Origin of the sequence: Novosphingobium mangrovi, from assembly GCF_022818885.1 — a bacterium.
Taxonomy (GTDB): Bacteria; Pseudomonadota; Alphaproteobacteria; order Sphingomonadales; family Sphingomonadaceae; genus Novosphingobium; species Novosphingobium mangrovi.
The window spans coordinates 65,493-90,233 of record NZ_JALHAT010000016.1 but is presented as its reverse complement, the minus strand read 5'-3'; the positions used below and the strand labels follow the sequence as shown (position 1 = coordinate 90,233).

Genomic DNA, 24,741 nt, shown 5'->3' with positions numbered 1-24,741 from the left:
TCATCCGAAGAGCCAGTGGCCCAGCAGGCGGTGGAACGGGAAGGTAAAGAAGCCCGCGATCAGCAGCGCCCCGATGATGAGCCCGCGCACCGTTCGGCGGTGGCGGTAGACATCGTGGCGCCGGGCGGCGAGGACCAGCACCGGCACAAGCACCAGGGTCAGAAATGAAAGCGCGTGGATCGGGCTGAGCTGGCCCGGCTGCTGCAGGCGAATGAAGAAGCTGTCGATAGCCGTCGCCAGCATCGCCGCGCACCAGGTGTAGCCCAGCACGCGGTGCCCTTTCGTGCCGCGCATGCGCCACAGGAGTACCGGCGTCAGGACCAGCGCGAGGGCGATGGTCGCAAGGTGCAGCCAGACGACGCCGGGGACCCGCCCCCACTCGTCCATGCCGCGCAAAACAGCGGCCGTGACGAAGGCGAGCATGACCAGCGCCAGCGCGCCCAGCAGTTTTTCCAGCTTGTCCGGTCCGGTCGAGCCGAATTCGCCGCGCGCGCGCAGCGCCTCAGAAGCTCGCGCCATCGGGCCACTCCGGCGAAGCAAGCCCCATGACCTTGAACAATGCCCCCATCTGGCCCTCCTCGATCAGGCGATCCTTGGACGCATGTAAAGCCGCTTCGTGCTGAGGCGCAACCTTGGCGAGCGCGGCCGCGCGCGCCTCGATGCCTAGATCGCGCAGGAAGCGGCCCTGCGGCACCGTGCCGAGATGTTTGCAGCCGTGCGAAAGCGCGACATTGGCGAGGGTCACGAAATCAACGTGGCAGGTAAGGTCGGCCTCGCCGGGCATCGTGAAAGGATCGACCTTGGTGTGGGCCCGCAGCGCCTGCAGCGTGGAGCCGGTGCGCGGCTGATCGTAGCCATAGTCGATAAGAAGCGCCGCGCCGCCCTGCTGGGCAAGACGCCCGGCGAGCTCGTAAACCGCCGCCGCGGCCCCCGGGCAGGTTTCGATCAGCGTCCCTTCGGGGCTGTCCTTGAGTTCCGCCGGGATCGCCGCGTCCATCGGCTTGGTGCCCGCCACCGGCAGGAAGCGTCCGTCCTGAAAATCGACGCAGCGCTCGCGCCAGCCATCGGCCATGCGCACCAACTGGCGTACGGGCAGCGCGTCGAGGAATTCGTTGCCCACGACCAGCAGCGGCCCGTCGTTCGGCAGGCTCGAAAGGTCATGGTGAAAACGCGCCTGCGGCACGCCGGCCAGCTGGATGTCCTTGAGCGTGGTCGAGGTCTCCACGAAGTGGACGCGCGGCTCCAGACCATAGCGCTTCATCGCCCGCAGCGCGTCCTTGGCCAGTGTCCCGCGCCCCGGCCCCAGCTCGACATAGTGGACGTCGGGATCGCGCCCCGCGCGGATCCAGATGTCGGCCAGCCACAGCCCGATCAGCTCGCCGAACATCTGGCTGATCTCGGGCGCGGTAATGAAATCACCGGCGCTGCCCAGCGGGTCCTTGCCCGCGTAATAGCGCGCGTTCGCCTCGCCCATGTAGTGCTGGAGCGTGATCGGCCCGTAGTTGGCGATCAGGCGCTGGAACATGCTGGCGAGGGTCTCGCCGTCCGTCGCCCCTCCGGTCATTGGCTCGCCTTGGCGCTCGGTGCCGTGCCCAGGGCCGGACGTGCCAGCGCGCGCCCGACCAGACCGAGGCCCAGCAGGATGAGCGGGATCGTCAGCCACTGGCCCATCGAAAGGCCGGTCTGGTGGGCAAATTCGGCCAGCTGCGCGTCGGGTTCGCGGTAGAACTCGACGATGAAGCGCGCACAGGCAATGCCAGTCACGAAGACCCCGACAAGGAGGCCCGGACGGAAGCGCGCGCGGCTCTTCCAGAACAGCGGCAGCATGATGAGGATCAGCATCAGGCCCTCAAGGCCCGCTTCATAAAGCTGGCTGGGATGGCGCGCAAGCTGGTCGGGCGCGTCGGGGAAAACCATCGCCCAGGGCACCTCGGGTCCGGCCACCCGGCCCCAGAGCTCGCCGTTCACGAAGTTGGCAAGGCGTCCAAAGAACATGCCGAAAGGCACACAGACAGAGACATAGTCGGCCACGCGCACGAGGCTGAGCGCATTGCGCCAGGCGACGAAGGCCATGGCCAGCGTGACGCCGATCAGCCCGCCGTGGAAGCTCATGCCCCCGTGCCACAGCTTCACCATCTCGCCCGGATGCAGCCAGAGGCTGGGAATACCGGTATCGCCGCCGGTGTAGAACGTCGCGTAGCCCAGCCGCCCGCCCAGGATCACGCCCAGGGTGCAGTAGAAGAACAGGTCATCGACATGGCGCTGCGCCATCGGCGCACCGGGCTCGCGGATCATGCGGCTGATGTGCCAATAGGCCAGCAGCAGACCGGCGAGATAGGCCAGCGAGTAGTAGCGCAGAGTGAAGAAGCCCAGGTCGATGCCATTCTTGAGGCCCAGATTGACCCAGTAGATCGGTTCGTGCGCCTGCGTGGCGACAGCGGCGGCCAGAGTTGTCAGAGACAAGTGCCTTGGACCCTTTTTCGATTCGTCAGGTAGCGCGGGGCCCTTTCTTCCGCGCAAAAGCGCAGGAGATCGGGCCATTTGGCTGCCTTCTGGCATAGCCGCCCCTTTGATGGTAGTCGCGATTTGAAACCAGACCTGCAAAAATCGCAGCACCACGGGAGAAGTTCGGCGCACATGATGCCTTGTGCCGACTTCCTCTTGTCGTTTGCGACGTTTAGAAGCTTCCCGTCATGAGTGTCATTCGTATCCCTTCCCCGCGTTCCGTGATCGACCGGCGCGAACTCGTCCAGACCATCGACAAGCTGGTGGCGGCCTATGGTCCGTCCAAATCCCGCCAGTTCGTGGTCGAGACCATGCGCACCGCGCTTGCCGAGGGGCGTGCGGAGATCGAGAGGCGTCTAACCGAGAAGCCCTCGGCCGGGCACGAAATCGCCGAGGCGCAGGCTTTCCTCACCGACCAACTGCTGCGCGTCATGCACGACCACGTGGTCAAGCACGTCTACCCGGCGGTCAACCGTTCCAAGGGTGAGCGGCTGTGCTTCATGGCGGTGGGCGGCTACGGGCGCGGCGAGATGGCGCCGCACTCGGACGTCGACATCGCCTTCCTCACCCCCATGAAGCACACGCCCTGGTGCGAGCAGGTCATCGAGGCGATGCTCTACTTCATGTGGGACCTGGGGCTGAAGGTCGGCCATTCGAGCCGCTCGCTCGACGACATGGTGCGCATGTCGAAGTCCGACCTCACCATCCGCACCGCGATGCTCGAAGGCCGCTACGTCTGGGGCGACCAGGACGTCTACGAGGAAGCGCAGGCCCGCTTCTGGCGCGATGTCGCGCAAGGGACCGAGCGCCAGTTCGTGGTCGAGAAGCTGGCCGAGCGCGACGAACGCCACAAGCGCATGGGCGACAGCCGCTACGTGGTCGAACCCAATATCAAGGAGGGCAAGGGAGGCCTGCGCGACCTTCACACGCTCTACTGGATCGGCAAGTACCTGCACCATGTGCGCGATCCGGGCGAACTGGTCGACGCCGGGCTCTTCACCCGCAAGGAATACCTCGCCTTCCGCCGCGCGGAAAACTTCTTCTGGGCGGTGCGCTGCCACCTGCACACCATCGCCAATCGCGCCGAGGACCGCCTGACCTTCGACCTCCAGCGCGAGGTCGCGGCGCGGATGAACTACACCGACCGCCCGGGCAAAAGCGCGGTCGAGCGCTTCATGCACATGTTCTTCCTTCAGGCGAAGACGGTGGGCAGCCTGACCGGCGTGTTCCTCGCCCAGCTTGATGAGCAGTTCGCCAAGAAGCAGCCGCGCGGCCTGCTCGCCGGGTTCAAGGCCAAGGAGCGCATCGTCAAGGGCTACAAGGTCTTTGGCGGACGGATCAAGGCGCCGTCCGACGACTGGTTCACCAAGGACCCGGTGCGCATGATCGAGATCTTCGTGATCGCCGACAAGGAGCGTCTCGAAGTCCATCCCGAGACGATGCGCCAGATCCAGCACGACGCCGCCCTCATCAAGGAGGAGGTGCGCGAGGACACGCGCGCGAATGCGCTGTTCCTGGAACTGCTAACCAGCCGCAACGACCCCGAGACGGTGCTGCGCTGGTTCAACGAGGCGGGCGTCTTCGGGCGCTTCATCACCGAGTTCGGCCGCGTCAACGCGCAGATGCAGTTCGACATGTACCACCACTACACGGTCGACGAGCACACCATCCGCGCCATCGGCCTCTTGGCGAAGATCGAGCGGGGCGAGCTCAAGGACGACCACCCGCTCGCGCATGACATCGTCCACAAGGTACGCTCGCGCCGGGCGCTCTACGCCTCGGTGCTGCTCCACGACATCGCCAAGGGCCGCGGCGGCGACCACTCGATCCTGGGCTCCGAGATCGCGCTCAAGCTGTGCCCGCGCTTCGGCTTCGACGAGGAGGAGACCGAGCTCGTCTCCTGGCTGGTGCGCTGGCACCTGCTCCTCTCGGCCACCGCCTTCAAGCGCGACCTTTCCGATGCGAAGACGATCTTCGATTTCGTCGAGAAGATGGAATCGCTCGACCGCCTGCGCCAGCTGACGCTGCTCACCATCGTCGACATCCGCGCGGTGGGGCCGGGCACCTGGAACTCGTGGAAGCGCCAGCTCATCGCCGAGCTCTACAACGCCTCGGAAGAGCGTCTGCGCCTGGGCCATGCGCAGTTTGGCCGCGAACAGCGCGTCGAGGCCAAGAAGGAGGCCGTGCGCGCCCTCGCCCCGGAAAACGCCGAACTGGTGGAGAAGGTCGGCGGCAAGCTGATCGACGCCTACTGGATCGCCGAGCCCGAGGACGTCATCGCCAAGAACCTGGCGCAGCTTCTCGCGGCCGACGACGATCCGCTCTCGATCCACACCGAATACGACCCCGCGCGCACCGCCACGCTGGTGACCGTGATCGCCTCGGACCACCCGGGCCTGTTCTACCGCATCGCGGGCGGCATCCACCTGGCTGGCGGCAACATCATCGATGCGCGCATCCACACCACGCGCACGGGCCGCGCGGTCGACAACTTCCTCGTGCAGGACCCGCTCGGGCGCCCCTTCAGCGAGGAGGCCCAGCTCGACCGGCTGCGCGAATCGATCGAGAACGCGCTTGCCAACCGCATCAAGATCCTGCCCCAGCTTGTCGCCAAGCCCGAGGTGCGCCCGCGTGCCGACGCCTTCGACGTGCGCCCCCGGGTCATCTTCGACAACGGCGCGTCCAACCGCTTTACCGTGGTCGAGGCGACCGCACGCGACCGTCCCGCGCTCCTCAACCGGCTTGCCCACGCGCTCTTCGAAGCCAAGCTCATGGTCTATTCGGCGCATATCGCGACCTATGGCGAGCGCGCGGTCGACACCTTCTACGTGACCGACCTCCTGGGCGAGAAGATCACCTCGGCCAACCGCCTCAAGGCGCTGGAACGGCGCCTTCTTGAAGCGGCGAGCGAGGCGGTGGCCGAAGCCGAGGCGGAAGCGCAAGGCTCCTGACGCGAGGCCGGCTCTCCCCGCCGATCCCGGGACTGTGCGTGGGGCCTGTTGCCTCACGCGGCGTTGCAACCGGGCCGATCAAGGCCCATATGTTGCAACGCACCATGCCCTGATCGCGAGGGAAAGCCGCCATGAACTACCAGGATACGCCGATCCGCGCCCCGTGGGGCCCGGTTGCCAGCCGTTCCGGACGCGAGGCGGGCACCTACACCGCGCTTGTCCTGCAGGGCGGCGGCGCGCTCGGCGCCTACCAGGCCGGGGTCTACGAGGCGCTCGCCGCCGAGGACATGCGGCCCGACTGGATCTCGGGCATCTCGATTGGCGCAATCAACGCCGCGCTCATTGCCGGTAATCCCTTGGGCGAGCGCGTGAAGGCGCTGCGCACCTTCTGGGAGCGTGCCTCCTCGGAACTGCTCTACAAGCTCGATGAACCCATCGGCTTTGCCCGGCGCACGTTCAACGAAGCCTCCGCACTCTTCGCCTCGACGCTTGGCATCCCGGGCTTCTTCAACCCGCGCTTTCCCGTACCGCTGCCCGAATGGCCTGCCGAATTTGGCGAACTCTCCTACTATGACACCGCCCCGCTGCGCACGAGCCTCCTCGAACTTGTCGACTTCGATCGTATCAACCGGGGCGAAACCCGGCTCAGCGTCGGCGCGGTCAACGTGCTCAACGGCAACTTCGTCTACTTCGACAACCTGGAACGCCCGATCGGCCCCGAGCACATCATGGCAAGTGGCGCGCTACCGCCGGGCTTTCCGCCGGTCCAGATCGACGGCGAGTGGTACTGGGATGGCGGCCTCGTCTCGAACACGCCGCTGCAGTACGTGCTCGACAACCGCCCGCCTTGCGCGATGGAAGTCTTCCAGGTCGACCTTTTCGCCGCGCGCGGCGATGTGCCCCGCACGATGGCCGACATCGCCCAGCGCGAGAAGGACATACGCTTCTCCAGCCGCACCCGCCAAGGCACCGATATGTCGCGCAAGCTGCAGGCCCTGCGCGCCGCCGCGCACCGTCTGGCCGACAAGCTGCCCGAGGAGCTGAAGGACGATCCCGACCTTGCCAAGCTACTCTCCTGCCGACCAGAAGGGCCGGTCGCGATCATGCACCTCATCAACCGCCCGCGCGGCTATGAAACCAATTCGAAGGACTACGAGTTTTCCCGGATGACGGTCGACGAGCACTGGCAGGCGGGCAAGGCCGACGCGATCTTCTCGCTCGAACATCCCGAGTGGCTGGAGCGCGCCATTGAACCGGACGAGATCGCCACATTCGACCTTGCCTGCGAGCGCGAACGCGGCTGAATACGCGCACAGGGAACGCCCAGCAGGCTCCACACAGACGGGCAGGCCGGGGCGTCGATGAGATAACTGGAGAGAGCACGCACATGAAACTGAAGGACAAGGTTTGCATCGTCACCGGCGCGGCCAGCGGCATTGGCCTTGCCATTGCCCGCAAGTACGCCGAGGAAGGCGGCAAGGTGGCCATCGCCGACCTCAACCAGGAGGCCGCGCAGAAGGCCGCCGACGAGATCACGCAGACCTACGGAACCGATGCCATGGCGGTCGCCATGGACGTCACCAGCGAGGAGCAGGTGGAAGCCGGGGTCCACGCCGTGGTCGAGGCCTGGGGCACGGTCGACGTGCTGGTTTCCAACGCCGGCATCCAGATCGTGAACCCGATCGAGCAGTTCAAGTTCGATGACTGGAAGAAGATGCTCGCGATCCACCTCGACGGCGCGTTCCTGACCTCCAAGGCGGTGATCCCGCACATGTACAAGCAGGGCTCGGGCTCGATCATCTTCATGGGCTCGGTCCACTCCAAGGAGGCGAGCAAGCTCAAGAGCGCCTATGTCACCGCCAAGCACGGCCTGATGGGCCTCAACCGCGTGATCGCCAAGGAAGCGGGCCCCAAGGGCGTGCGCACCAATGTAATCTGCCCGGGCTTCGTGCGCACCCCGCTGGTCGAGAAGCAGATCCCCGAGCAGTCCAAGGAACTGGGCATCTCCGAAGAGGAGGTCGTCAGCAAGGTCATGCTCGGCCAGACCGTCGACACCGAGTTCACCACGGTCGAGGACATCGCCGAAGTCGCGCTATTCTTTGCCGCCTTCCAGACCAACGCGCTGACCGGCCAGTCGCTGCTCGCCAGCCATGGCTGGGTGATGGAATAGGAAGAAGACAAGGTACTGCGGACGCAGCCGCGCGAAGCCTTACCGGCAGGCGCTGGCTGCGTCCGCAGCCCCCTCAGGGCCGACGCAGAGGCGCCGCGCCCTCATCCCGGATCGCCACCGCGCCGCCCAACATGCGCAGCACTATCCAGGTAACCGGCAGGGCCGCCACGAAGGCCAGCGCGATCACGGCGAGGAACACGTAGCCGTCGACCAGCCCCGCGCCAAGCACGGCGACAAGACCGATCCCCATGAGGACCGTTGTCGCCAGCGAATGTACCGCCATCATCATCACGAAGCCCATCGCGTAAGTCCCTTGCGACCTGCTGACGCGCGGGAAGTAGGACGGACGTGCGATGCCGTCCTTGACGCACGTCAAACGGCGCGCAGACGCTCCAGCGCGGCTGCGCGGCCGATCAGGGGCAGCATCGCGCCCATGTCGGGGCCGTGCTCCATGCCTGTCAGCGCGAGGCGCAAGGGCAGGAACAGCGCCTTGCCCTTACGGCCCGTCGCCTCCTTGAGCGCGCCGGTCAGCGCCTTCCAGACGCCCGGCTCCCAGTCGAGCCCCTCCAGTACCTCGCCAGCCGTCGCGAGATAGGCGCGGTCCTCCTCGCCCAGCTCCGGCGCGGCAACGTGGCCGGTGACGACCTGCCACCAATCCGCCGCCTCGTGGACGTGCGCCAGATTGGGACGCACCGCCTCCCAGGCCGCCGCGTCCATTCCCTCCGGGAGACGCGCCGCTACGGCCTCATAGGGCAGGGTGTGGACAATCGCGGCGTTGACGCGCGCCAGTTCGGTCTCATCAAAGCGTGCCGGGGCGCGGCCGAAGCGCGAAAGATCAAAGCTCGCCGCCAGGTCCGCGAGACGCAGCGCCGGATCAACCGGATCGGACGTTCCCAGGCGCCCCAACAGGGCAATCAGCGCCTCGGGCTCGATCCCGTCCTCGCGCAGCTGCGCCATGCCAAGCGAGCCCAGCCGCTTGGACAGCTTGCCCTCGGTGCCGACCAGCAGCGCCTCGTGGGCAAAGCGCGGGACCGTGCCGCCCAGCGCCGTGAACATCTGCACCTGCGCTGCTGTGTTGGACACGTGGTCCTCGCCGCGCAGAACGTCGGTCACGCCCATTGCGATATCGTCGATCACCGAGGGCAGCATGTAGAGCCAGGAGCCATCGGCGCGCCGGATCACCGGGTCCGACATCATCGCCGCATCGAAGGACTGGGGCCCGCGAATGCCGTCCTCCCAGGCAATCGGCTCATCGCGGTCGAGTAGGAAGCGCCAGTGCGGGACTTCTCCTGCGGCCACTTTCTGTGCCTTCTCCTCCTCGGAGAGGGCAAGCGCCCCGCGGTCATAGATCGGGGGCAGCCCGCGGCCCAAGAGGACCTTGCGCTTGAGTTCAAGTTCCTGCGGGCTTTCCCAGCACGGGTAGACGCGGCCCTCGCCCTTCAGGCGCTCGAACTCGGCCTCGTAGAGGGCAAAGCGCTGCGACTGGCGCTCCTCGCCCTCGGGTACGATGCCCAGCCAGGCAAGGTCCGCCCGGATCGCCTCCACATAGTCCTCGCGCGAGCGCGCGGCATCCGTGTCGTCGATACGCAGCAGGAAGCGCCCGCCTGCCCGCTTGGCCAGCAACCAGTTGTGCAGGGCCGTGCGGATGTTGCCGACGTGAAGGAGGCCCGTGGGCGAAGGGGCAAAGCGCGTGGTGGTCATAGCCCTGCGCGATTACGCGCAGGCGACCGCGAGGTCAAAGCCCTCTTTGCCCGCCCATGCGCGGCGGCGTCCACCTAGTCGGCAAGTCCACCCATGCCCTCACGGCCATGCGGCGCGGCCAGGTCCATGAGGGGCCCGGCCGGCACGATCCCGGTCGGATTGATGGTGCCGTGGCTCTGGTAATAGTGGCTCTTGATATGCCGGAAATCGACCGTCTCGGCGACACCGGGCATCTGGTAGATGTCACGCAGATACCCGAAGAGATTCGGATAATCGGCGAGCGAGTGCAGGTTGCACTTGAAGTGGCCGCGGTAAACCGGGTCGAAACGCACCAGCGTAGTAAAAAGGCGGATGTCGGCCTCAGTCAGGGTGTTGCCGACAAGGTACCGGCTCGACGAAAGACGCGTCTCGAGCCAGTCGAGCGTGCCGAAGAGGGGATAGACCGCCTCCTCGTAGGCCTCCTGGGTGGTCGCGAAACCGGCCTTGTAGACGCCATTGTTGACCGTGTCGTAGATCCGTGCGTTGAAGGCATCGATCGCCTCGCGGTGCGCCTCGGGATAATAGTCGCCCGGTCGCGCGCCCAGGTCGTCGAACGCGGTGTTGAACATGCGAATGATCTCGGCCGATTCGTTGCTGACGATCGTGCCCCTCTTACGATCCCAGAGCACCGGCACGGTCACGCGGCCCGAATAGTCCGGCTTCGCGGCGGTGTAGACCTGATGCATGTACTGCGCGTGGTGGATCGGATCGGGCACCACGCCCGGCCCTTCGGCGAAGGTCCAGCCGTTCTCGGCCATGTGCCAGTGCACGACGGAGACAGGGATCATGGCCTCCAGACCCTTGAGCGCGCGCATGATGAGCGTGCGGTGCGCCCAGGGGCAGGCCAGGCTAACGTAGAGGTGATAGCGCCCGGCTTCCGCCGCGAAACCGCCCTCGCCCGAAGGCCCGGGACTCCCGTCGGCCGTCAGCCAGTTGCGGAAGGCCGACTTCTCACGCTCGAATTTCCCCTTGTTGGCCTCGGTATCGTACCAGACATCGTGCCACTGGCCGTCCACCAGCATTCCCATAATTCATCTCCATTCGCCGGTTTCGCGAGGCCGCGGACCGGCTCGTCGTTCATCCCTCAGCTGCGAAACGCATGAGTGATCGGATAGCGCCGATCCCGTCCGAAATTTCTTGGGGACAGTTTCACGCCCGGCGGCGACTGACGGCGCAGCCCCTCACTGGCGTGCAGGCGCTCCTCGATATGGCGCAGCGCCGCGCGCGGAAATCCGTCGGCGACCATCTGGTCGATACTCTTGTCGTGTTCGACAAGGCCGAACAGCATGGCATCGAGGCGCTCTGCATCCTCCACGCCTGCAGGAAGCGGCGGCGTGCGGGAAAGGATCGAGGCGGGAAAAATCGTTCCTTCCGGGCCCAGCCCGATATGCGGAACCGCGCCGTTGCGCCAGGAGGCAAGCGTGGCGACCGTCGTCGCGTAGGCGTCCTTGAGCGGGCTATAGCCGCCCGTCGCACTGGCGCAGGAGGGCACGCGGCCAAGGCTGAAATCGCTCTTCGTTGCCGAGGAGAGCAGCATTGCCCCCTGGCTCTCGGCAAAGGCGCAAAGCACCAGCGCGCGCATGCGCGCGGCAAGCCGCTCGCCCGCTTCCCGCTCATCGCCGGCGAAGCAGACGTCCAGGGCCTCCAATGCCTCAGCGATGCGCGAATCGAGCGTGATTTCCCGGCAGGTAACGCCAAGTTCCTGCGCGCAGGCGTGCGCGTCCTCCAGCGCCTGCGCGCCACCTGCCAGGGGCGGGACCAGCGCCAGGGTCACACACTCGCTCCCCAGCGCATCGACTGCGAGCGCGGCAACCAGCGCCGAATCGCGCGCGCCGTCGAGCCCCACCACCACGCCCTCGCACGCGCTGCGTTCCACGAAGTCGCGCAGCGCCAGCACCATGGCGCAATAGATCGTCTCGGGCTGGGGCGTTTCCTGCGCCAGATCGCCCCGGTCGCAACGCCAGCCGCGCGCGGTACGCGTCCACGAGGTCTGCAGCACCTGCTCCTCCCAGTCCCGCGCACGCGCGGCAAGCTGGCCATCGCCGTTGACGACGAAGCTGCCGCCATCGAAGACGAGTTCGTCCTGCCCGCCCACGCGGTTGAGATAGGCAAGCGGAATACCGGTATCGCTGGCGCGGCGCCGGGCGATGCCTTCGATTCGCAGGGCTTCCTTGTTGAGCTCGTAGGGGCTGCCGTTGATGCAGATGAACATCTCGGCCCCGAAGTCGGCGAGGTGTCGGCACACTTCCGGGCGCCAGATATCCTCGCAGATCGGCACCCCGATCATGGTGCCGCGCAGGATCACCGGCTCGGGCAAGGGCCCGGGCTGGAACAGGCGCATCTCATCGAACGTGCCGTAGTTGGGAAGCTCGTGCTTGAAACGCACCGCCGCGATCCGCCCCTGGTCGAGCAGCGCCACGCCGTTGTGCAACGCACCATCGCGCACGAAGGCCGACCCCACCAGCATGGCCGGACCGTCATCGCCGCTGGCCTCGGCCAGCCGTTCGAGCTGGGCAGCCGCCTTTTCGACCAGCGCGGGCTTGAGCACCAGGTCCTCGGGCGGGTAGCCGATTAGATGGAGTTCGGGAAAGACGACCAGATCCGCGCCGCTCGCTTCACGCCGGGCCGCCAGAATCGAATCCGCATTGGCGCCGATATCGCCGACCGACTGGTTGAGCTGACCAAGCGCGATCCGGAAAGCATCGGGCATGGGGTCAGGTGATGCCGCATTGCAGCGCATCGCGCAAATGTCTTTAAAGTTCGGCGCGCATCGTTTGCAAAAACATGGGCCGAAAACGAAAAACCCTCCCCGAAAGGGGAGGGTCTTTGTCCACTTGGCTTAAGTGGGTCTTTCCGATGTCCCGGCCGAAACCGGGTGGAAAGCCGTGGAGGGCCGCCGGAACACGAGGCGCCGGCCAGCCCTCCTAACGGATTACATCGCCTCGGTCGGAACCTCGGTCGGAGCGTCCGTCGCCATCATGTCACCGGGCACGGTCTCAACCGACTCGGTAGCTTCCGGAGCCGGAGTCTCGCCACAAGCAGCGAGAGCCAGAGCGGCAGCCGACGCGAACGCGGCGAAAGCAATCTTCTTCATGCGAATCCCCTTGCATTGTTTGGCCCACGGGCCAACGCTTGCAGGCAAGCCTGCGGACGCCTCTTTAAACGAGACGATGGTGCAACGCAAATAGGAAGTATGGGGGGTGGAAGCCGCCTCAAACCTTGGGGTTGCACGCATATAAAGATATCTTTATATCCAACCCCATGCAAATCGACCCACTTCTGAGGGCCCTTTCGGAGCCAACGCGCCTGCGCATCATGCGTTTGCTGGCGCACATGGAGCTTTCCGTGGGCGAACTTGCGCAAGTGCTGGGCCAGAGCCAGCCGCGCGTTTCGCGCCATGTGCGCATCCTGTGCGATGCGGGGCTGTCCGAACGCCGCAAGGAAGGCAGCTGGGTATTCCTGCGCACGGCCGTGAACGAAACCTCCGAGCCCGAGATGGGCGCGGCCGCCGCGCGCCTGCTCACCATTGCCGAGCGCGACGACCCCGAATTTGCGCATCGCTGCCGCGATGACCGCCGCCAGCTCGCCTCCATACGCGAGGCACGCGAGGCCAACGCGCAGGCCTACTTCGCGCGCCACGCGCCCGAATGGGATACGCTGCGCCAGCTCCACGGCGCCGACGAGCCGGTCGAGGATGCGCTCATCACAGCGCTCGGCTGCGCGCCGGGAAGTCTCACCGGGAAACTGGGCGCCCTGCTCGACATCGGCACCGGGACCGGCCGCATGGCCGAGCTCCTGGCCGACAGCGCAAGCCACGTCACCGCGCTCGATCGCAACCCGGAGATGCTCCAGATTGCACGGGCCCGGCTTCAGGCGCTGCCCGCCGACAAGGTCGATCTGGTGCGCGGCGATTTCGTCGACCTGCCTTTTGATTCGGGCAGCTTCGACACCGTGCTGTTCCATCAGGTGCTCCACTTCGCACCCTCGCCCGGTCCTGTCCTCGATGAAGCCGCGCGCGTCACGCGTGCAGGCGGGCGCATCGCCATCGTCGATCTGGCCGCGCACGAGCGCGAGGAACTGCGCGAGCGCCATGCCCACGCCCGACTCGGGTTTTCCGATGCGCAGATGGCCTCGCTCATGGCCGACGCCGGTTTCGCGCCCGCACCGCCCATAGCCCTTCCGGGTGACACCCTGACGGTGAAGATCTGGACCGCCGAGCGCCTGCCCTGCCCTGCTCCCACGCCTGCCCCGGCATCTGCCTGAGACGCCGGTTCACCTGCCCTTTGCCACGACTGTGCCCTTGAAGAAGCGCCCTAGCCCCAAGCGGCCCAAGCGAAAGATTGCGAAGCGATGACTGTTACGACCCGACCCGCCGAAGCTGCCACGTCCGCCCCCTGCGGCGATACGCCGCTGTTCGGCGAAATGGCCGGAGACATTGCGGTCTCCTACGAATTCTTCCCGCCCAAGACCGAGAAGATGGAGGCCCAGCTGTGGGACGCCATCACCGAACTGGCCCCGCTGGCACCCAAGTTCGTTTCGGTCACTTACGGTGCGGGCGGCTCGACGCGCGAGCGCACCCACGCGACGGTCGCACGCATCCGGCGTGAAACGAATCTGGTCCCCGCCGCGCACCTCACCTGCGTTGCGGCCAGCAAGGGCGAGATCGACGAGATCGCCGATGAATACTGGGAGGCAGGCGTGCGCCACATCGTCGCCCTGCGCGGCGATCCCCAGCCCCAGGACAACGGCGTCTTCCGTGCCCACCCCGAAGGTTACGCCAGCGCTGCAGCTCTGGTGGAAGGGCTGAGAAAGCGTCACGATTTCGAGATCTCGGTCGCTGCCTATCCCGAAATGCACCCCGAGGCCTCGAGCGCGCAGAGCGATCTCGACAACCTCAAGCGCAAGATCGATGCGGGCTCCACCCGTGCGATCACGCAGTTCTTCTTCTCGGCCGACGCCTATTTCCGCTTCCTCGACAAGGCATTGGCCGCAGGCATCACCGCGCCGATCGTGCCCGGCATCATGCCCGTCACCAGTTTCGCCGCGATCCGGCGCATGTCCGCGAACACCGAGATCCCCGCCTCGCTCGAAGCGCTCTTTGCCGATCTCGACGCGCGTCCGGGTCCGCGCGCGCTGGTCGCCGCGGTTGCAGCCGCCGACCTGTGCAAGCGCCTCTATGACGGGGGCGTGCGCAATTTCCATTTCTACACGCTCAACAAGGCCGACCAGACCTACGCGATCTGCCAGCTGCTCGGCCTGCGCCCCAAGGAGACCGTCTGATGACGCCCCGTGAAGCCTTCGAGGAGCAGGCCCGCCGCCGCATCCTCATTACCGACGGGGCCTTTGGCACCGAGATCCAGAACTGGAAGCTCTCCGAGGCCGACTACGCGGGCGATCTGGATCTGGGCCACGACCAGAAGGGCAACAACGACATCCTGGCCCTCACCAAGCCCGAGGTGCCCGAGGCCATCCACCGTGCCTACTTCGAGGCCGGCGCCGACATTGCCGAGACCAACACCTTCTCGGCCAACCGCATCAGCCAGGCCGACTATGGTGCACAGGGGCTCGTGCGCGAGATCAACGTCGCCTCCGCCCAGCTTGCCCGCAAGGTCGCCGACGAGTTCACCGCGAAGGACGGGCGCGCCCGCTTCGTTGCCGGCGCCATCGGCCCCACCAACAAGACCCTCTCGCTCAGCCCCGACGTCAACGACCCGGGCTACCGCGAGATCGACTGGGACACGCTTGTCGATGTCTACAAGGAGCAGGCCGTGGCCCTCGTCGAGGGCGGTGCCGACTTCATCCTGATCGAGACCGTGTTCGACACACTCAACGCCAAGGCCGGGATCATGGCCGTGCGCCAACTCGAGGCCGAGCTGGGCCGCGAGGTTCCGATCATGCTCTCGATGACGCTGACCGACCTTTCGGGCCGCAACCTCTCGGGCCACACGGTCGAGGCCTTCTGGCACGCGGTGCGCCATGCCAGGCCGCTCACCATCGGGCTCAACTGCTCATTCGGTGCGACCCAGCTGCGCCCGCACGTCAAGGTCCTCTCCGAGATCGCCGACAGCCTCATCATGATCTACCCCAACGCAGGGCTGCCCAACGAACTGGGCGCTTATGACGAGATGCCCGCAACCACGGCAGGCTTCGTCAAGGAATGGGCCGATGCGGGTCAGGTCAACGTGCTGGGCGGCTGCTGCGGATCGACACCGGCGCACATCGCCGAGATCGCCAAGGCGGTGGAGGGCCTGCCGCCCCGCCGCGTGCCCGAGCTTGCGCCCGTCACCCGCCTTGCCGGGCTCGAACCCTTTACCATGGCCGCCTGACGCAAAGACACCTTACATGACGAACATGCCTATCTGGCGCATCCGGGTTGCCACGCCCGAGGATGCCGAAACTCTCTCGCTCATTGGCTCGGCCACGTTTCTGGAGGCCTTCGCAGGCGTCGTCCACGGCCAGGGCCTGCTGGCCCATTGCCGCACCTCGCATTCGGCCGAGACCTACCGCCGCTATCTGGAAAGCGGCGCGCGCATCTGGCTCGCCGAAGTCGAACCGGGCCACGCGCCGGTGGGCTATGCCCTCACCTGCACGCCCGAGCTTGACCAGGCGAAGGACGGCGACGTGGAACTGAAGCGCATCTACGTGCTGGCCAAGTTCCAGGGCACGGTGATCGCAAGCGCGCTCATGCGCAATGTTCTGGAAGCCGCGCAGGCCGATGGCCACAAGCGCCTGCTGCTGGGCGTCAAGAACGACAACCAGCGCGCCTTGAGCTTCTACGCCAAGAACAACTTCGAGACGATCGGCTCGCGCAGCTTCGATGTCGGCGGCGTAATCTACGACGACTTCGTGCTGGCGCGCCCGCTCGCCGCACTCGCCACCACCTGACCGGATCCCGGGGGACACCATGACCGAGACTTCCGCCTCTGCCGCCACGCCCGCTTCGGCCTCGGGCTCGCGCTTCGTCAATATTGGCGAGCGCACCAACGTCACCGGCTCTGCCAGGTTCAAGAAGCTGATCATGGCAGGCGACTATGCGACCGCGGTCGAAGTCGCCCGCCAGCAGGTCGAGAACGGCGCGCAGGTCATCGACATCAACATGGACGAGGGCCTGCTCGACGCGCTCGAGGCCATGACCACCTTCCTCAACCTGATCGCGGCCGAGCCGGACATCGCGCGCGTGCCGATCATGATCGATTCGTCGAAATGGGACGTAATCGAGGCGGGCCTCAAGTGCGTCTCGGGCAAGCCCATCGTGAACTCCATCTCGATGAAGGAAGGCGAGGAGCTCTTCCTCAAGCAGGCGCGCACCTGCATGGCCTATGGCGCGGCCGTGGTCGTCATGGCCTTCGACGAGACCGGGCAGGCCGACACCAAGGCGCGCAAGGTGGAAATCTGCACCCGCGCCTACAAGCTGCTGACCGGCATCGGTTTCCCGCCCGAAGACATCATCTTCGACCCCAACGTCTTTGCTGTGGCCACCGGCATCGAGGAGCACGACCGCTACGCGCTCGACTTCATCGAAGCCGTCGCCGAGATCAAGGCCGCCTGCCCCCACGTCCACTTCTCGGGCGGGCTCTCCAACCTCTCGTTCTCCTTCCGCGGCAACGAGACGGTGCGCCGCGCGATGCACTCGGTCTTCCTCTACTACGCGATCCCCGCCGGGCTCGACATGTCGATCGTGAACGCGGGCCAGCTCGACGTCTACGACCAGATCGACCCCATCTTGCGCGAAGCCTGCGAGGACGTGATCCTGATGCGCACGCCCAAGGCGGGCGGCGAGCAGACCGCCACTGAGCGCCTGATCGAACTGGCCGAGAGCTTCAAGGGCAAGGACAAGGCGCAGGAAAAGGCCACGCAGGAGTGGCGCACCTGGGAGCCGGTCAAGCGCATCGAGCACGCGCTCGTGCGCGGTATCGACGCGCACATCGTCGATGACACCGAAGAAGCACGCCAGGCGATCTTCGCCCGTGGCGGACGCCCGATCGAGGTGATCGAGGGCCCACTGATGGACGGCATGAATGTCGTGGGCGACCTGTTCGGCTCGGGCAAGATGTTCCTGCCTCAGGTGGTGAAGTCGGCGCGCGTGATGAAGAAGGCCGTGGCCCACCTCATCCCCTTCATCGAGGCGGAAAAGGACGCCAATTCCAAGGCCAAGGGCCGCATCATCATGGCCACCGTCAAGGGCGACGTCCATGACATCGGCAAGAACATCGTGGGCGTTGTCCTCCAGTGCAACGGCTACGAGGTCATTGACCTTGGCGTCATGGTGCCCTGGTCGACGATCCTGGAGACCGCGCAGAAAGAAGAAGTCGACATCATCGGCCTTTCCGGCCTCATCACCCCCTCATTGGACGAGATGGTGACGGTGGCCGAGGAGATGCAGCGTGCGGACATGAAGATCCCGCTCCTCATCGGCGGAGCCACCACCTCCAAGGTCCACACCGCGCTGCGCATCGACCCGGCCTATACGGGCGCCGTCATCCACGTGCTCGACGCCAGCCGCGCGGTCGGCGTCGCCTCGCAGCTTCTCTCCGACACCCAGGCCGAGGGCTACATCGAATCCGTTGCCATCGACTACGAGAAGGTGCGTGAGGCCCGCGCGGGCAAGGGCAAGCGCGACGTCCTGCCCATCGCGGACGCGCGCGCCAACGCCTTCAAGCCGGACTTCGCCGACAAGGCCCCGGCCCCGATGCAACCCGGCCTCCACGTCTTCGAGGACTGGGACCTTGCAGATCTGCGCGAAACCTTCGACTGGACACCGTTCTTCCGTGCTTGGGAGCTGGCGGGCACTTACCCCGCCATCCTCGACGATGAAGTGGTGGGCGAAAGCGCGCGCAACCTCTTCGAGGACGCGCAGAAGATGCTCGACACCATTGTCGAGGAGAAGTGGCTGACCGCCAGGGGCGTCTGTTCGTTCTGGGAGTGTCACCAGGACGGTGACGACATCCTGCTGGCCGATGGCACGCGCCTTCCCATGCTGCGCCAGCAGGTCGAAAAGTCGCGCGACCGCGCCAACTTCTGCCTCTCCGACTTCGTCGATCCGGCGGGCGACTGGCTGGGCGGCTTTGCCGTGGGGATCCATGGCATCGATGAGCACATCGCTCGCTTCAAGGCCGCGCACGACGACTATTCCGATATCCTTCTGAAAGCGCTGGCCGACCGCTTCGCCGAGGCCTTTGCCGAGCGTCTGCACCAGCACGTGCGCACCACGCTCTGGGGCTATTCGCCCGACGAGCAGCTCACCAACGAGGCGCTCATCCGCGAGCAGTACCGCGGCATCCGCCCCGCTCCGGGTTACCCCGCCTGCCCCGACCATTCCCTGAAACCCATCCTGTTCAATCTCCTGCGCGCGCAGGACACCGCCGGGATCACGCTCACCGAAAGCCAGGCCATGCTGCCCACTTCGGCCGTCTCGGGCTTCTACTTCGCGCACCCCGAGAGCCAGTACTTCGGCGTCGCGCGCATCGGGCGCGACCAGTTGGAGGATTACGCCGGGCGGCGCGGCGTCGACATCGCCACGGCCGAACGCTGGCTGCGCCCCAACCTCGACTGATCGGGACACGAAAAGAGGCGCCGTCCACACCCAGGGGACAGGGTGGACGGCGCCGGGAAGACCTGTCGGCGTGGTCTTGTGCCGTTACGCGGGGCAAAGCCGTGTTCGGCGGCCGCCCCACCGGCACACTCAGTGGACCAGCGGCGGACCGGCAGGCTTCATCTGGACAGTCTGGGCGACCTGCGCCGCCTGCGCATCGCTTACAAGGCGCGATTCAACCGTGAGCAACGCAAACGCGGCGTCGGCCCCGAAATGGACGAGTTCGTTGATGATCGGATCGGTCGCGACGCCCTGTTCGTGCGCAAGCGCCTTGAGCGTGCGCGCCAGTTCGGCAAATTCGCACTCGTTCAACCAGGCCGTGTGGCATTCCTCGAAACGCACACGCGCATCGTGCAGCATCGCTCCCATGACTTGTACCTCATCCCTTGGTGTTCTTGTGGTTCCTGTGGCGACCTCGATTCAATCGATTGCAGTTCCGTCGATCGAGTGACGCCAAGTATCCGCCAAGCGCTCCAAAAAACGCTGAAAAAAGCCATGCGGGCTTACCCGCGTGTCAGGTGCAAGAGAAAGTTACCACGCCCGGACGCCGATCTTCGTGGGCTAGCCGCGGGAGGAAAACGGGTCTTGTCCGAAGGGATGAGAGCGACAAGGACCAAATGCCTCTCAACGATGGCCTGCATTCACCAAACCATCTCCCGCCCCCACGCACCATGGTCTGCGTGGGAGGGGCAAGGTGGGGTCAGAACAGGCGGTCGAGCAGTCGGCCGAACAGGCCGCGATCACCGTCCATTGGCTGGATCGGCCCATAAGTGTGTAAGCGCTGATGCGCGTCGCGATGCGCCCGCGGCAGGATCGATTCGTGCGGGCGACTGGAATGGTAAACGTAAGACGACATGATGTGATCTCCATGAACCAGTTGTCGTGAAATAAACTCGCCGCAGCCGAAAAAGTGCCCGCCAATCGTCGCAAACGCCCGTTCCATCTTCGCAAGCCCGCCTCTCCCCGCGAGTCGCCCCAGGAGGCGAAAAGCGGAGGAAAGCGCCTCCTCCACGGGTTCCGCACGGCGTCCGGCTCTGCCATAAGCTGCCCCCGTGAACGACGACGACTGGCCCTTCGAGACGACCTTCTACGGCGATGACGACGACTGGCAGAGCGACCTTGCCCCGCCCGTCGACAACACGCCCGCCCTGCCCCCGCCTGCCGAGCGCGTGCGCGAGGCGCTGCAGGCAACCTTCGGCTTTTCCGGCTTTCGCGGGGTCCAGGACCAGGTGGTGGACCGCGTGCTTCAGGGCCAGTCCACGCTGGCGGTGATGCCTACCGGCGCGGGCAAGTCCCTCACCTACCAGCTACCCGCCGTGCTTCTCGAAGGCACCTGCGTGGTCGTCTCCCCGCTCATCGCGCTGATGCACGACCAGCTGCGCTCGGCGCGCGCCAACGGCATCCGCGCGGCGACCCTCACCAGCGTCGATGCCGACTGGCGCGAGACGCTCGATGCGTTCCGCGCCGGCCAACTCGACCTTCTCTACATCGCACCCGAACGGGCCAGCCAGAGCGCCTTTCGCGACCTGCTCTCCAGCACCCGCATCTCGCTTTTCGCCATCGACGAGGCGCACTGCGTCTCGGAATGGGGGCATGATTTTCGATCAGACTACCGCAAACTACGCCCGCTGCTCGACGCCTTTCCGCAGGTCCCGCGCCTCGCCCTCACGGCGACCGCCGACCACCACACCCGTAAGGATATTCTCAAACAACTCGGCATCAATGACGATGGCCTCATCATTGCTGGTTTTGACCGCCCCAACATCCGCTACGCAATCCGCTCGCAAAGCGGTCTCGACCAGCAACTCCAATCGGTAATTGAGGAAACTCCGGGCGCTGGGATCATTTATGCTCCGTCTCGCGCCAAAGTAGAGCAATTAGCGGAGAAGCTTGCGAAGACTACCGGGCGCCCCGTTTTGCCCTATCACGCGGGCCTGCCAGCCGAAGTGCGTGCGAGCAATCAAGCCGCGTTTATCGCGAGTGAAGACATGGTGATGGTCGCTACGATTGCCTTCGGGATGGGCATCGACAAGCCCGACGTGCGCTTCGTCGCCCACGCCGGGATCCCCAAGTCGATTGAGGGCTATTACCAGGAAACCGGCCGTGCCGGGCGTGATGGCGAGCCTTCCCTCGCAATCATGTTCTGGAGTGGCCAGGACTTTGCTCGCGCGCGCATGCGCTTGGCTGAAGTCGACGAAGCGCGCCAGCAGAGCGAGCGTCAGCGCCTTGAATCGCTCGCCGGGCTGATTGAGACTGCGGACTGCCGCCGCGCCGTCCTCCTGCGCCATTTCGGCGAGGACCCACCGGCCAAGTGCGGTAACTGCGACACCTGCCTCGAACCCGTCGACGTGATCGACGCGACGACGCTCGCCCAGAAGCTGCTTTCGGCAGTCTACCGCACCGGCCAGACCTATGGCCTAGGACACCTCGAAAAGGTTCTGACGGGCGTTACCGACGACCGCGTGCTCCAGCGCGGGCACGACCAGCTGTCGGTCTTCGGCATCCTGCGCGAGGAGGAGAAGCCGATCCTCAAGGCCCTTGCCCGCGCACTTCAGGCCCGGGGCAGCCTGGTCCCCACCGAACACGGCGGACTGGCGCTTGGCGGCGATGCCCGCGAGATCCTCAAGAAGGAGGCGGCCGTAATGATCGTGCGCCCGCCCAGGAAGGAACGCGGCCGCCGGGGCCGTGCGGCAGACCAGACGCCCAACCCTCCGCTCTTCGATGCCCTGCGCGAATTGCGCCGCGACCTCGCCAAGGACCAGGGCGTGCCGCCCTACGTCATCTTCCACGACGCCACCTTGCGCGAAATGGTCTCGGTTCGCCCTTCCAGCCTCTCCGAACTGGGCTCGATCACGGGCGTGAGCAGCCGCAAGCTCGACGCCTATGGCGAGGAATTCCTCCACGTCCTCCAGCAGTTCTGAAACAGAACAGAGATACCGAAGGCCATCGCCCTCGGGCTTCCCGAACGGTCGACCTCACCTTGCGCACGCCGACCTGGCCGAGGAACGTGAGATAGACCGTTTGGGGGTCCAAGGGGCAATGGCCCCTTGAAGCAGATCCTTCTCACTTACAGCGGGTTATCCAGCTTGATGACTTCCTCTTCGCTCTTGCGCTGGGAGGTCTTGAGCTGGCGGGGCTGCTGGAAGCTTTCCAGAACGGGCTTGTCGCGATCGTAGATGTCGTCGAAGGTTTCGAGGTTGCCCTCGATGTCGCGCGCGATGGTGAAGTAGGTGAGGTAGACCGGGAAGGTGCGGGTCATCTCGACCTTGGTGTATTTGCCCGAACGCGAGATGTCGGCGGCCTCGCTGCCCGACATGCCAGCACCCAGGATCGCCATCGTCATGCCCAGTTCGACCGCGCGTTCGGTGCGGATGCAGCCATGGCTGTAGGCGCGCACCTTGTGGTTGAAGTACTGCTTGGAGGGCGTGTCATGCAGGTAGATCGCGTGCTCGTTGGGCATGTCGATCTTCATCATGCCCAGCGAATTGTTCGGGCCCGGCTGCTGGACGACCCAGACGTTGCCATTGGCGTCCCTGGTGGCCTTGTAGCCCGCATTGCGCGCCCAGGTCGGGTTGTTGAGCACCTTCTGCCCCAGACCCTCACCCTTCACGATCGATTGCGGCACCGTCCAGGTCGGGTTGAACACGACCGCCGAGACCGTCTCGGCCAGCTGCGGCGTCGCGGTGCGCCCCGGCTTGCCGACGACCGTCTTGTAGGTGCGGATGATCTTGTTCTTGACCGTAAGGCGCAGCTGGAACTCGGGCACGTTGGTCAGGAGATAGACTTCGCCCAGATCGCGCTTGAGCCAGCGCCAGCGATCCATGTTGGCCATGATGAGGAGGCGCCGGTCCTTCTGCGCCTCGGGCGTTGCGGCCAGTTCCTCCTTCAGCGCGGCGTAGTCCGGCACGGTCGGCGCCAGCGCGGCGACGAGGCCGGGAATATCGTGCGCGGCCAGGGTCTGGGCCATCACCTTGCCGGTGGGCATCTCGTCGCGGTCGGGATCGACGGCAAACCACTGCACACGCGCAGGCATGGGCGTGCGCCCGTCGCGCAGGTCCTCGACCAGCCAGCCCAGAAGCTTGCTCGCCAGTTCGTCGAGCGCATCGCCCTCGCCAGCTGCGATCGCGGCCTCGAGCGCGTCGGGCTGATAGTCGGCGGGAAACAGCCCCTCGCCCCCGATCCCGCGGATCGTGGCGAGAAGGTCCTGTGCGTCCGAGATATTCCAGGGCAGCACCGGAGCGGAGAGGAAGAGTTCCTGCACCACCGGCTCGGACGTGGTGCGCATGGGCGCGCCCTCGCTCACCACGGTCGCGGTGGTTGGTGCCGGAGCATCCTGCGCAGCACGCGTGGGCGCGGGGTTCGGCGTTGATGTCGGCGCGGTTGTCGGCAGGGGCGAGGCTTGCGCGGCGGGCGAATGCGGGCGGGGCAGGATGTCTTCGGGGCCGCTCTGCGCACGACTCTGCGCCAGCACCGGTTGGGCCAGGAGGGAGAGCGCCGAAAGACTCGAAAGAAGGCCACAGGCCTTGCGCTGGATGCTGCTCATTTTGCTTCGAAATCCGCCCGAATAATACGTGTAGGCCGCATAGCGACCGTGCGCATCACGGTCACCGATCCGGCGATGTGAACGCCAGTATAGCACGTCCGTTCCGCATCGCGCCTGTCGCTACGATGAATTGCTTGCGAATAACCGGCGCTTAACCCACAGCACGCGAACCATGACGCAGCTTGCCCGAACCTCCATCACCCCACCATCGGCCCTGCAGGCCGCGCTGCCGGTCGTTGCCGTGGTCGCAGGGATCGGAACCTTCAGCGCGATGGACGCGGCCATGAAAGGGGCCTCCATCGCGCTGGGCGTCTACACGGCGCTGCTCCTGCGCAACGCGCTGGGCACGCTCTTCGCTCTCCCGGTCTGGCTGGCGACCCTGCGTGGCCCTCGTCCCGAGAGTGCCACCGCCGCGCGCCGCCCGACGCGCGCGCGCCTGCGCCTTCACGCCTTTCGCGCCGGGGTCACCACCTGCATGGCTGCGCTCTTCTTCTATGGACTCGTCCGCATACCCATGGCCGAGGCGATCGCGATATCCTTCATCTCGCCGATCATCGCGCTGTTCCTGGCGGCCCTGCTGCTGGGAGAAGTCATCCGCCCGCAGGCGATCCTTGCGTCCTTGCTCGGCATCGCAGGGGTGATCGTGATCGGCGGCGGGCGATTGGGCGCGCTCGACACCTCTCCCGAGACATTGAAGGGGATCGCTGCGGTCCTGTGCTCGGCCGTGTTCTATGCCTTCAACCTCGTGCTGCAGCGCAAGCAGGCCCTACTGGCAGGCCCCGGCGAGATCACGCTGTTCCAGAACCTGTTCTCGACGCTCCTCGTGGCCTTGCCCGCCCCTTGGCTCTTCCTCCTGCCCAAAGGGCCCGTCTGGGGTTTGATCGCGGCAGGCGCCCTGCTCGCCACGCTCGCGCACCTGTTGCTTTCTTGGGGCTATGCGCGCGCCGAAACGCAAGTGCTGGTGCCGATCGAGTACACCGGCTTTGCCTGGGCCGCCTTGCTGGGCTGGCTGTTCTTCGGCGAAAACGTGGCGCTTGCGACTGTTGCCGGAACGTTTCTGATCCTCGTCGGATGCTGGGTCGGTACGAGAAACAAAGTTTCACAACCCACCCCCTAGACCTATGCAGGAGGCCCTGCCTCTTGACCTTGCGCCTTTCAGCGCGCATCGGCGAGCCGACGAACCCGTCTGTCGCGTTGCAACACGCCTGAGGACCATGCGTTCAAGGGCCTGAACCCAAGC

The 24,741-nt window shown here is 65.9% G+C and carries 21 protein-coding genes; 10 read left to right on the top strand and 11 right to left on the bottom strand.

Translation table 11 applies throughout. The features are described from left to right. From MTR65_RS10885 to lgt, 3 genes are read right to left on the bottom strand one after another with little or no spacing between them, the layout of a single operon-like run. Entirely contained in the window at nucleotides 1–519 is a 519-nt protein-coding gene (locus tag MTR65_RS10885) for a DUF2306 domain-containing protein (protein ID WP_243800040.1), read from the bottom strand. After that, a complete protein-coding gene (locus tag MTR65_RS10880) occupies nucleotides 503–1,564 on the bottom strand; it encodes a class I SAM-dependent methyltransferase (protein WP_243800038.1) in 1,062 nt (353 codons plus the stop codon). The genes MTR65_RS10885 and MTR65_RS10880 overlap by 17 nt, the downstream gene beginning before the upstream one ends. Beyond that, the gene (gene lgt / locus MTR65_RS10875) at nucleotides 1,561–2,463 is read right to left on the bottom strand and encodes a prolipoprotein diacylglyceryl transferase (RefSeq protein ID WP_243800036.1); all 903 of its coding nucleotides are present in this window, start codon (nucleotides 2,461–2,463) and stop codon (nucleotides 1,561–1,563) included. Before lgt ends, MTR65_RS10880 begins: the two co-directional genes overlap by 4 nt. A 230-nt stretch (nucleotides 2,464–2,693) precedes the next feature. Here lgt and MTR65_RS10870 point away from each other — a divergent pair, with 230 nt between their 5' ends. From MTR65_RS10870 to MTR65_RS10860, 3 genes are all read left to right on the top strand, one after another. After that, on the top strand, nucleotides 2,694–5,456 hold the full coding sequence (locus tag MTR65_RS10870) for a [protein-PII] uridylyltransferase (protein ID WP_243800033.1): 2,763 nt from the start codon (nucleotides 2,694–2,696) through the stop codon (nucleotides 5,454–5,456). 131 nt (nucleotides 5,457–5,587) lie between these two features. Then, nucleotides 5,588–6,760, top strand: coding sequence for a patatin-like phospholipase family protein (locus MTR65_RS10865; protein ID WP_243800031.1), 1,173 nt, complete (start codon nucleotides 5,588–5,590; stop codon nucleotides 6,758–6,760). Nucleotides 6,761–6,843: 83 nt separating this feature from the next. After that, nucleotides 6,844–7,626: a 3-hydroxybutyrate dehydrogenase gene (locus MTR65_RS10860; protein WP_243800029.1), complete on the top strand. Its 783-nt coding sequence runs from the start codon at nucleotides 6,844–6,846 to the stop codon at nucleotides 7,624–7,626. A 73-nt stretch (nucleotides 7,627–7,699) separates the two neighbouring features. Here MTR65_RS10860 and MTR65_RS10855 read toward each other — a convergent pair whose 3' ends face one another. The 5 genes from MTR65_RS10855 to MTR65_RS10835 form a co-directional block, all read right to left on the bottom strand. Then, nucleotides 7,700–8,002 (bottom strand): hypothetical protein, encoded by a 303-nt coding sequence (locus MTR65_RS10855; RefSeq protein ID WP_243800027.1) that lies wholly within the window; start codon nucleotides 8,000–8,002, stop codon nucleotides 7,700–7,702. After that, on the bottom strand, nucleotides 7,999–9,327 hold the full coding sequence (gltX, locus tag MTR65_RS10850) for a glutamate--tRNA ligase (protein WP_243800024.1): 1,329 nt from the start codon (nucleotides 9,325–9,327) through the stop codon (nucleotides 7,999–8,001). The genes MTR65_RS10855 and gltX overlap by 4 nt, the downstream gene beginning before the upstream one ends. Before the next feature lie 74 nt (nucleotides 9,328–9,401). Next, complete coding sequence (locus MTR65_RS10845) at nucleotides 9,402–10,394, bottom strand: glutathione S-transferase family protein (RefSeq protein ID WP_243800022.1); 993 nt, start codon at nucleotides 10,392–10,394, stop codon at nucleotides 9,402–9,404. Nucleotides 10,395–10,450: 56 nt separating this feature from the next. After that, on the bottom strand, nucleotides 10,451–12,076 hold the full coding sequence (locus tag MTR65_RS10840) for an NAD+ synthase (protein WP_243800020.1): 1,626 nt from the start codon (nucleotides 12,074–12,076) through the stop codon (nucleotides 10,451–10,453). A 222-nt stretch (nucleotides 12,077–12,298) separates the two neighbouring features. Continuing rightward, nucleotides 12,299–12,460, bottom strand: coding sequence for a hypothetical protein (locus MTR65_RS10835; protein WP_162853555.1), 162 nt, complete (start codon nucleotides 12,458–12,460; stop codon nucleotides 12,299–12,301). Between the two features lie 167 nt (nucleotides 12,461–12,627). On the opposite strand from MTR65_RS10835, the gene MTR65_RS10830 reads away from it, so the two are divergent. From MTR65_RS10830 to metH, 5 genes are all read left to right on the top strand, one after another. Next, nucleotides 12,628–13,629, top strand: coding sequence for an ArsR/SmtB family transcription factor (locus MTR65_RS10830; RefSeq protein ID WP_243800017.1), 1,002 nt, complete (start codon nucleotides 12,628–12,630; stop codon nucleotides 13,627–13,629). Between the two features lie 87 nt (nucleotides 13,630–13,716). Then, nucleotides 13,717–14,646, top strand: coding sequence for a methylenetetrahydrofolate reductase [NAD(P)H] (metF, locus tag MTR65_RS10825; protein WP_243800014.1), 930 nt, complete (start codon nucleotides 13,717–13,719; stop codon nucleotides 14,644–14,646). Then, nucleotides 14,646–15,692 (top strand): homocysteine S-methyltransferase family protein, encoded by a 1,047-nt coding sequence (locus MTR65_RS10820; RefSeq protein WP_243800012.1) that lies wholly within the window; start codon nucleotides 14,646–14,648, stop codon nucleotides 15,690–15,692. Before metF ends, MTR65_RS10820 begins: the two co-directional genes overlap by 1 nt. Nucleotides 15,693–15,708: 16 nt before the next feature. Beyond that, nucleotides 15,709–16,251, top strand: coding sequence for a GNAT family N-acetyltransferase (locus MTR65_RS10815; RefSeq protein ID WP_243800009.1), 543 nt, complete (start codon nucleotides 15,709–15,711; stop codon nucleotides 16,249–16,251). A gap of 19 nt (nucleotides 16,252–16,270) precedes the next feature. Further along, nucleotides 16,271–18,919 carry a methionine synthase gene (gene metH / locus MTR65_RS10810; RefSeq protein ID WP_243800007.1) on the top strand — a complete coding sequence of 883 codons (2,649 nt, stop codon included), beginning with the start codon at nucleotides 16,271–16,273 and terminating at the stop codon, nucleotides 18,917–18,919. Nucleotides 18,920–19,048: 129 nt separating this feature from the next. On the opposite strand, the gene MTR65_RS10805 is transcribed toward metH, so the two are convergent. After that, nucleotides 19,049–19,327, bottom strand: a complete 279-nt coding sequence (locus MTR65_RS10805; protein WP_226632468.1) for a hypothetical protein — start codon at nucleotides 19,325–19,327, stop codon at nucleotides 19,049–19,051. 331 nt (nucleotides 19,328–19,658) lie between these two features. Then, nucleotides 19,659–19,901: a hypothetical protein gene (locus MTR65_RS10800; protein WP_243800005.1), complete on the bottom strand. Its 243-nt coding sequence runs from the start codon at nucleotides 19,899–19,901 to the stop codon at nucleotides 19,659–19,661. Between the two features lie 109 nt (nucleotides 19,902–20,010). On the opposite strand from MTR65_RS10800, the gene recQ reads away from it, so the two are divergent. Then, nucleotides 20,011–21,879 carry a DNA helicase RecQ gene (gene recQ, locus MTR65_RS10795; RefSeq protein WP_243800003.1) on the top strand — a complete coding sequence of 623 codons (1,869 nt, stop codon included), beginning with the start codon at nucleotides 20,011–20,013 and terminating at the stop codon, nucleotides 21,877–21,879. Nucleotides 21,880–22,025: 146 nt separating this feature from the next. On the opposite strand, the gene MTR65_RS10790 is transcribed toward recQ, so the two are convergent. Further along, a complete protein-coding gene (locus MTR65_RS10790) occupies nucleotides 22,026–23,501 on the bottom strand; it encodes a L,D-transpeptidase family protein (protein WP_243800001.1) in 1,476 nt (491 codons plus the stop codon). A 172-nt stretch (nucleotides 23,502–23,673) separates the two neighbouring features. Between MTR65_RS10790 and MTR65_RS10785 the strand changes: the two genes are divergently transcribed. Next, complete coding sequence (locus tag MTR65_RS10785) at nucleotides 23,674–24,618, top strand: DMT family transporter (RefSeq protein WP_243799999.1); 945 nt, start codon at nucleotides 23,674–23,676, stop codon at nucleotides 24,616–24,618. The last annotated feature ends 123 nt before the right edge of the window (nucleotides 24,619–24,741 follow it).

Bases quoted from the DNA above. Each gene is read 5' to 3' on its own strand.
- MTR65_RS10885 (WP_243800040.1), bottom strand. From the start codon at position 519: ATGGCGCGAGCTTCTGAGGCGCTGCGCGCGCGCGGCGAATTCGGCTCG.
- MTR65_RS10880 (WP_243800038.1), bottom strand. From the start codon at position 1,564: ATGACCGGAGGGGCGACGGACGGCGAGACCCTCGCCAGCATGTTCCAG.
- MTR65_RS10870 (WP_243800033.1), top strand. From the start codon at position 2,694: ATGAGTGTCATTCGTATCCCTTCCCCGCGTTCCGTGATCGACCGGCGC.
- MTR65_RS10865 (WP_243800031.1), top strand. From the start codon at position 5,588: ATGAACTACCAGGATACGCCGATCCGCGCCCCGTGGGGCCCGGTTGCC.
- MTR65_RS10860 (WP_243800029.1), top strand. From the start codon at position 6,844: ATGAAACTGAAGGACAAGGTTTGCATCGTCACCGGCGCGGCCAGCGGC.
- gltX (WP_243800024.1), bottom strand. From the start codon at position 9,327: ATGACCACCACGCGCTTTGCCCCTTCGCCCACGGGCCTCCTTCACGTC.
- MTR65_RS10845 (WP_243800022.1), bottom strand. From the start codon at position 10,394: ATGGGAATGCTGGTGGACGGCCAGTGGCACGATGTCTGGTACGATACC.
- MTR65_RS10840 (WP_243800020.1), bottom strand. From the start codon at position 12,076: ATGCCCGATGCTTTCCGGATCGCGCTTGGTCAGCTCAACCAGTCGGTC.
- MTR65_RS10835 (WP_162853555.1), bottom strand. From the start codon at position 12,460: ATGAAGAAGATTGCTTTCGCCGCGTTCGCGTCGGCTGCCGCTCTGGCT.
- MTR65_RS10830 (WP_243800017.1), top strand. From the start codon at position 12,628: ATGCAAATCGACCCACTTCTGAGGGCCCTTTCGGAGCCAACGCGCCTG.
- metF (WP_243800014.1), top strand. From the start codon at position 13,717: ATGACTGTTACGACCCGACCCGCCGAAGCTGCCACGTCCGCCCCCTGC.
- MTR65_RS10820 (WP_243800012.1), top strand. From the start codon at position 14,646: ATGACGCCCCGTGAAGCCTTCGAGGAGCAGGCCCGCCGCCGCATCCTC.
- MTR65_RS10815 (WP_243800009.1), top strand. From the start codon at position 15,709: ATGACGAACATGCCTATCTGGCGCATCCGGGTTGCCACGCCCGAGGAT.
- metH (WP_243800007.1), top strand. From the start codon at position 16,271: ATGACCGAGACTTCCGCCTCTGCCGCCACGCCCGCTTCGGCCTCGGGC.
- MTR65_RS10805 (WP_226632468.1), bottom strand. From the start codon at position 19,327: ATGGGAGCGATGCTGCACGATGCGCGTGTGCGTTTCGAGGAATGCCAC.
- MTR65_RS10800 (WP_243800005.1), bottom strand. From the start codon at position 19,901: ATGGAACGGGCGTTTGCGACGATTGGCGGGCACTTTTTCGGCTGCGGC.
- MTR65_RS10790 (WP_243800001.1), bottom strand. From the start codon at position 23,501: ATGAGCAGCATCCAGCGCAAGGCCTGTGGCCTTCTTTCGAGTCTTTCG.
- MTR65_RS10785 (WP_243799999.1), top strand. From the start codon at position 23,674: ATGACGCAGCTTGCCCGAACCTCCATCACCCCACCATCGGCCCTGCAG.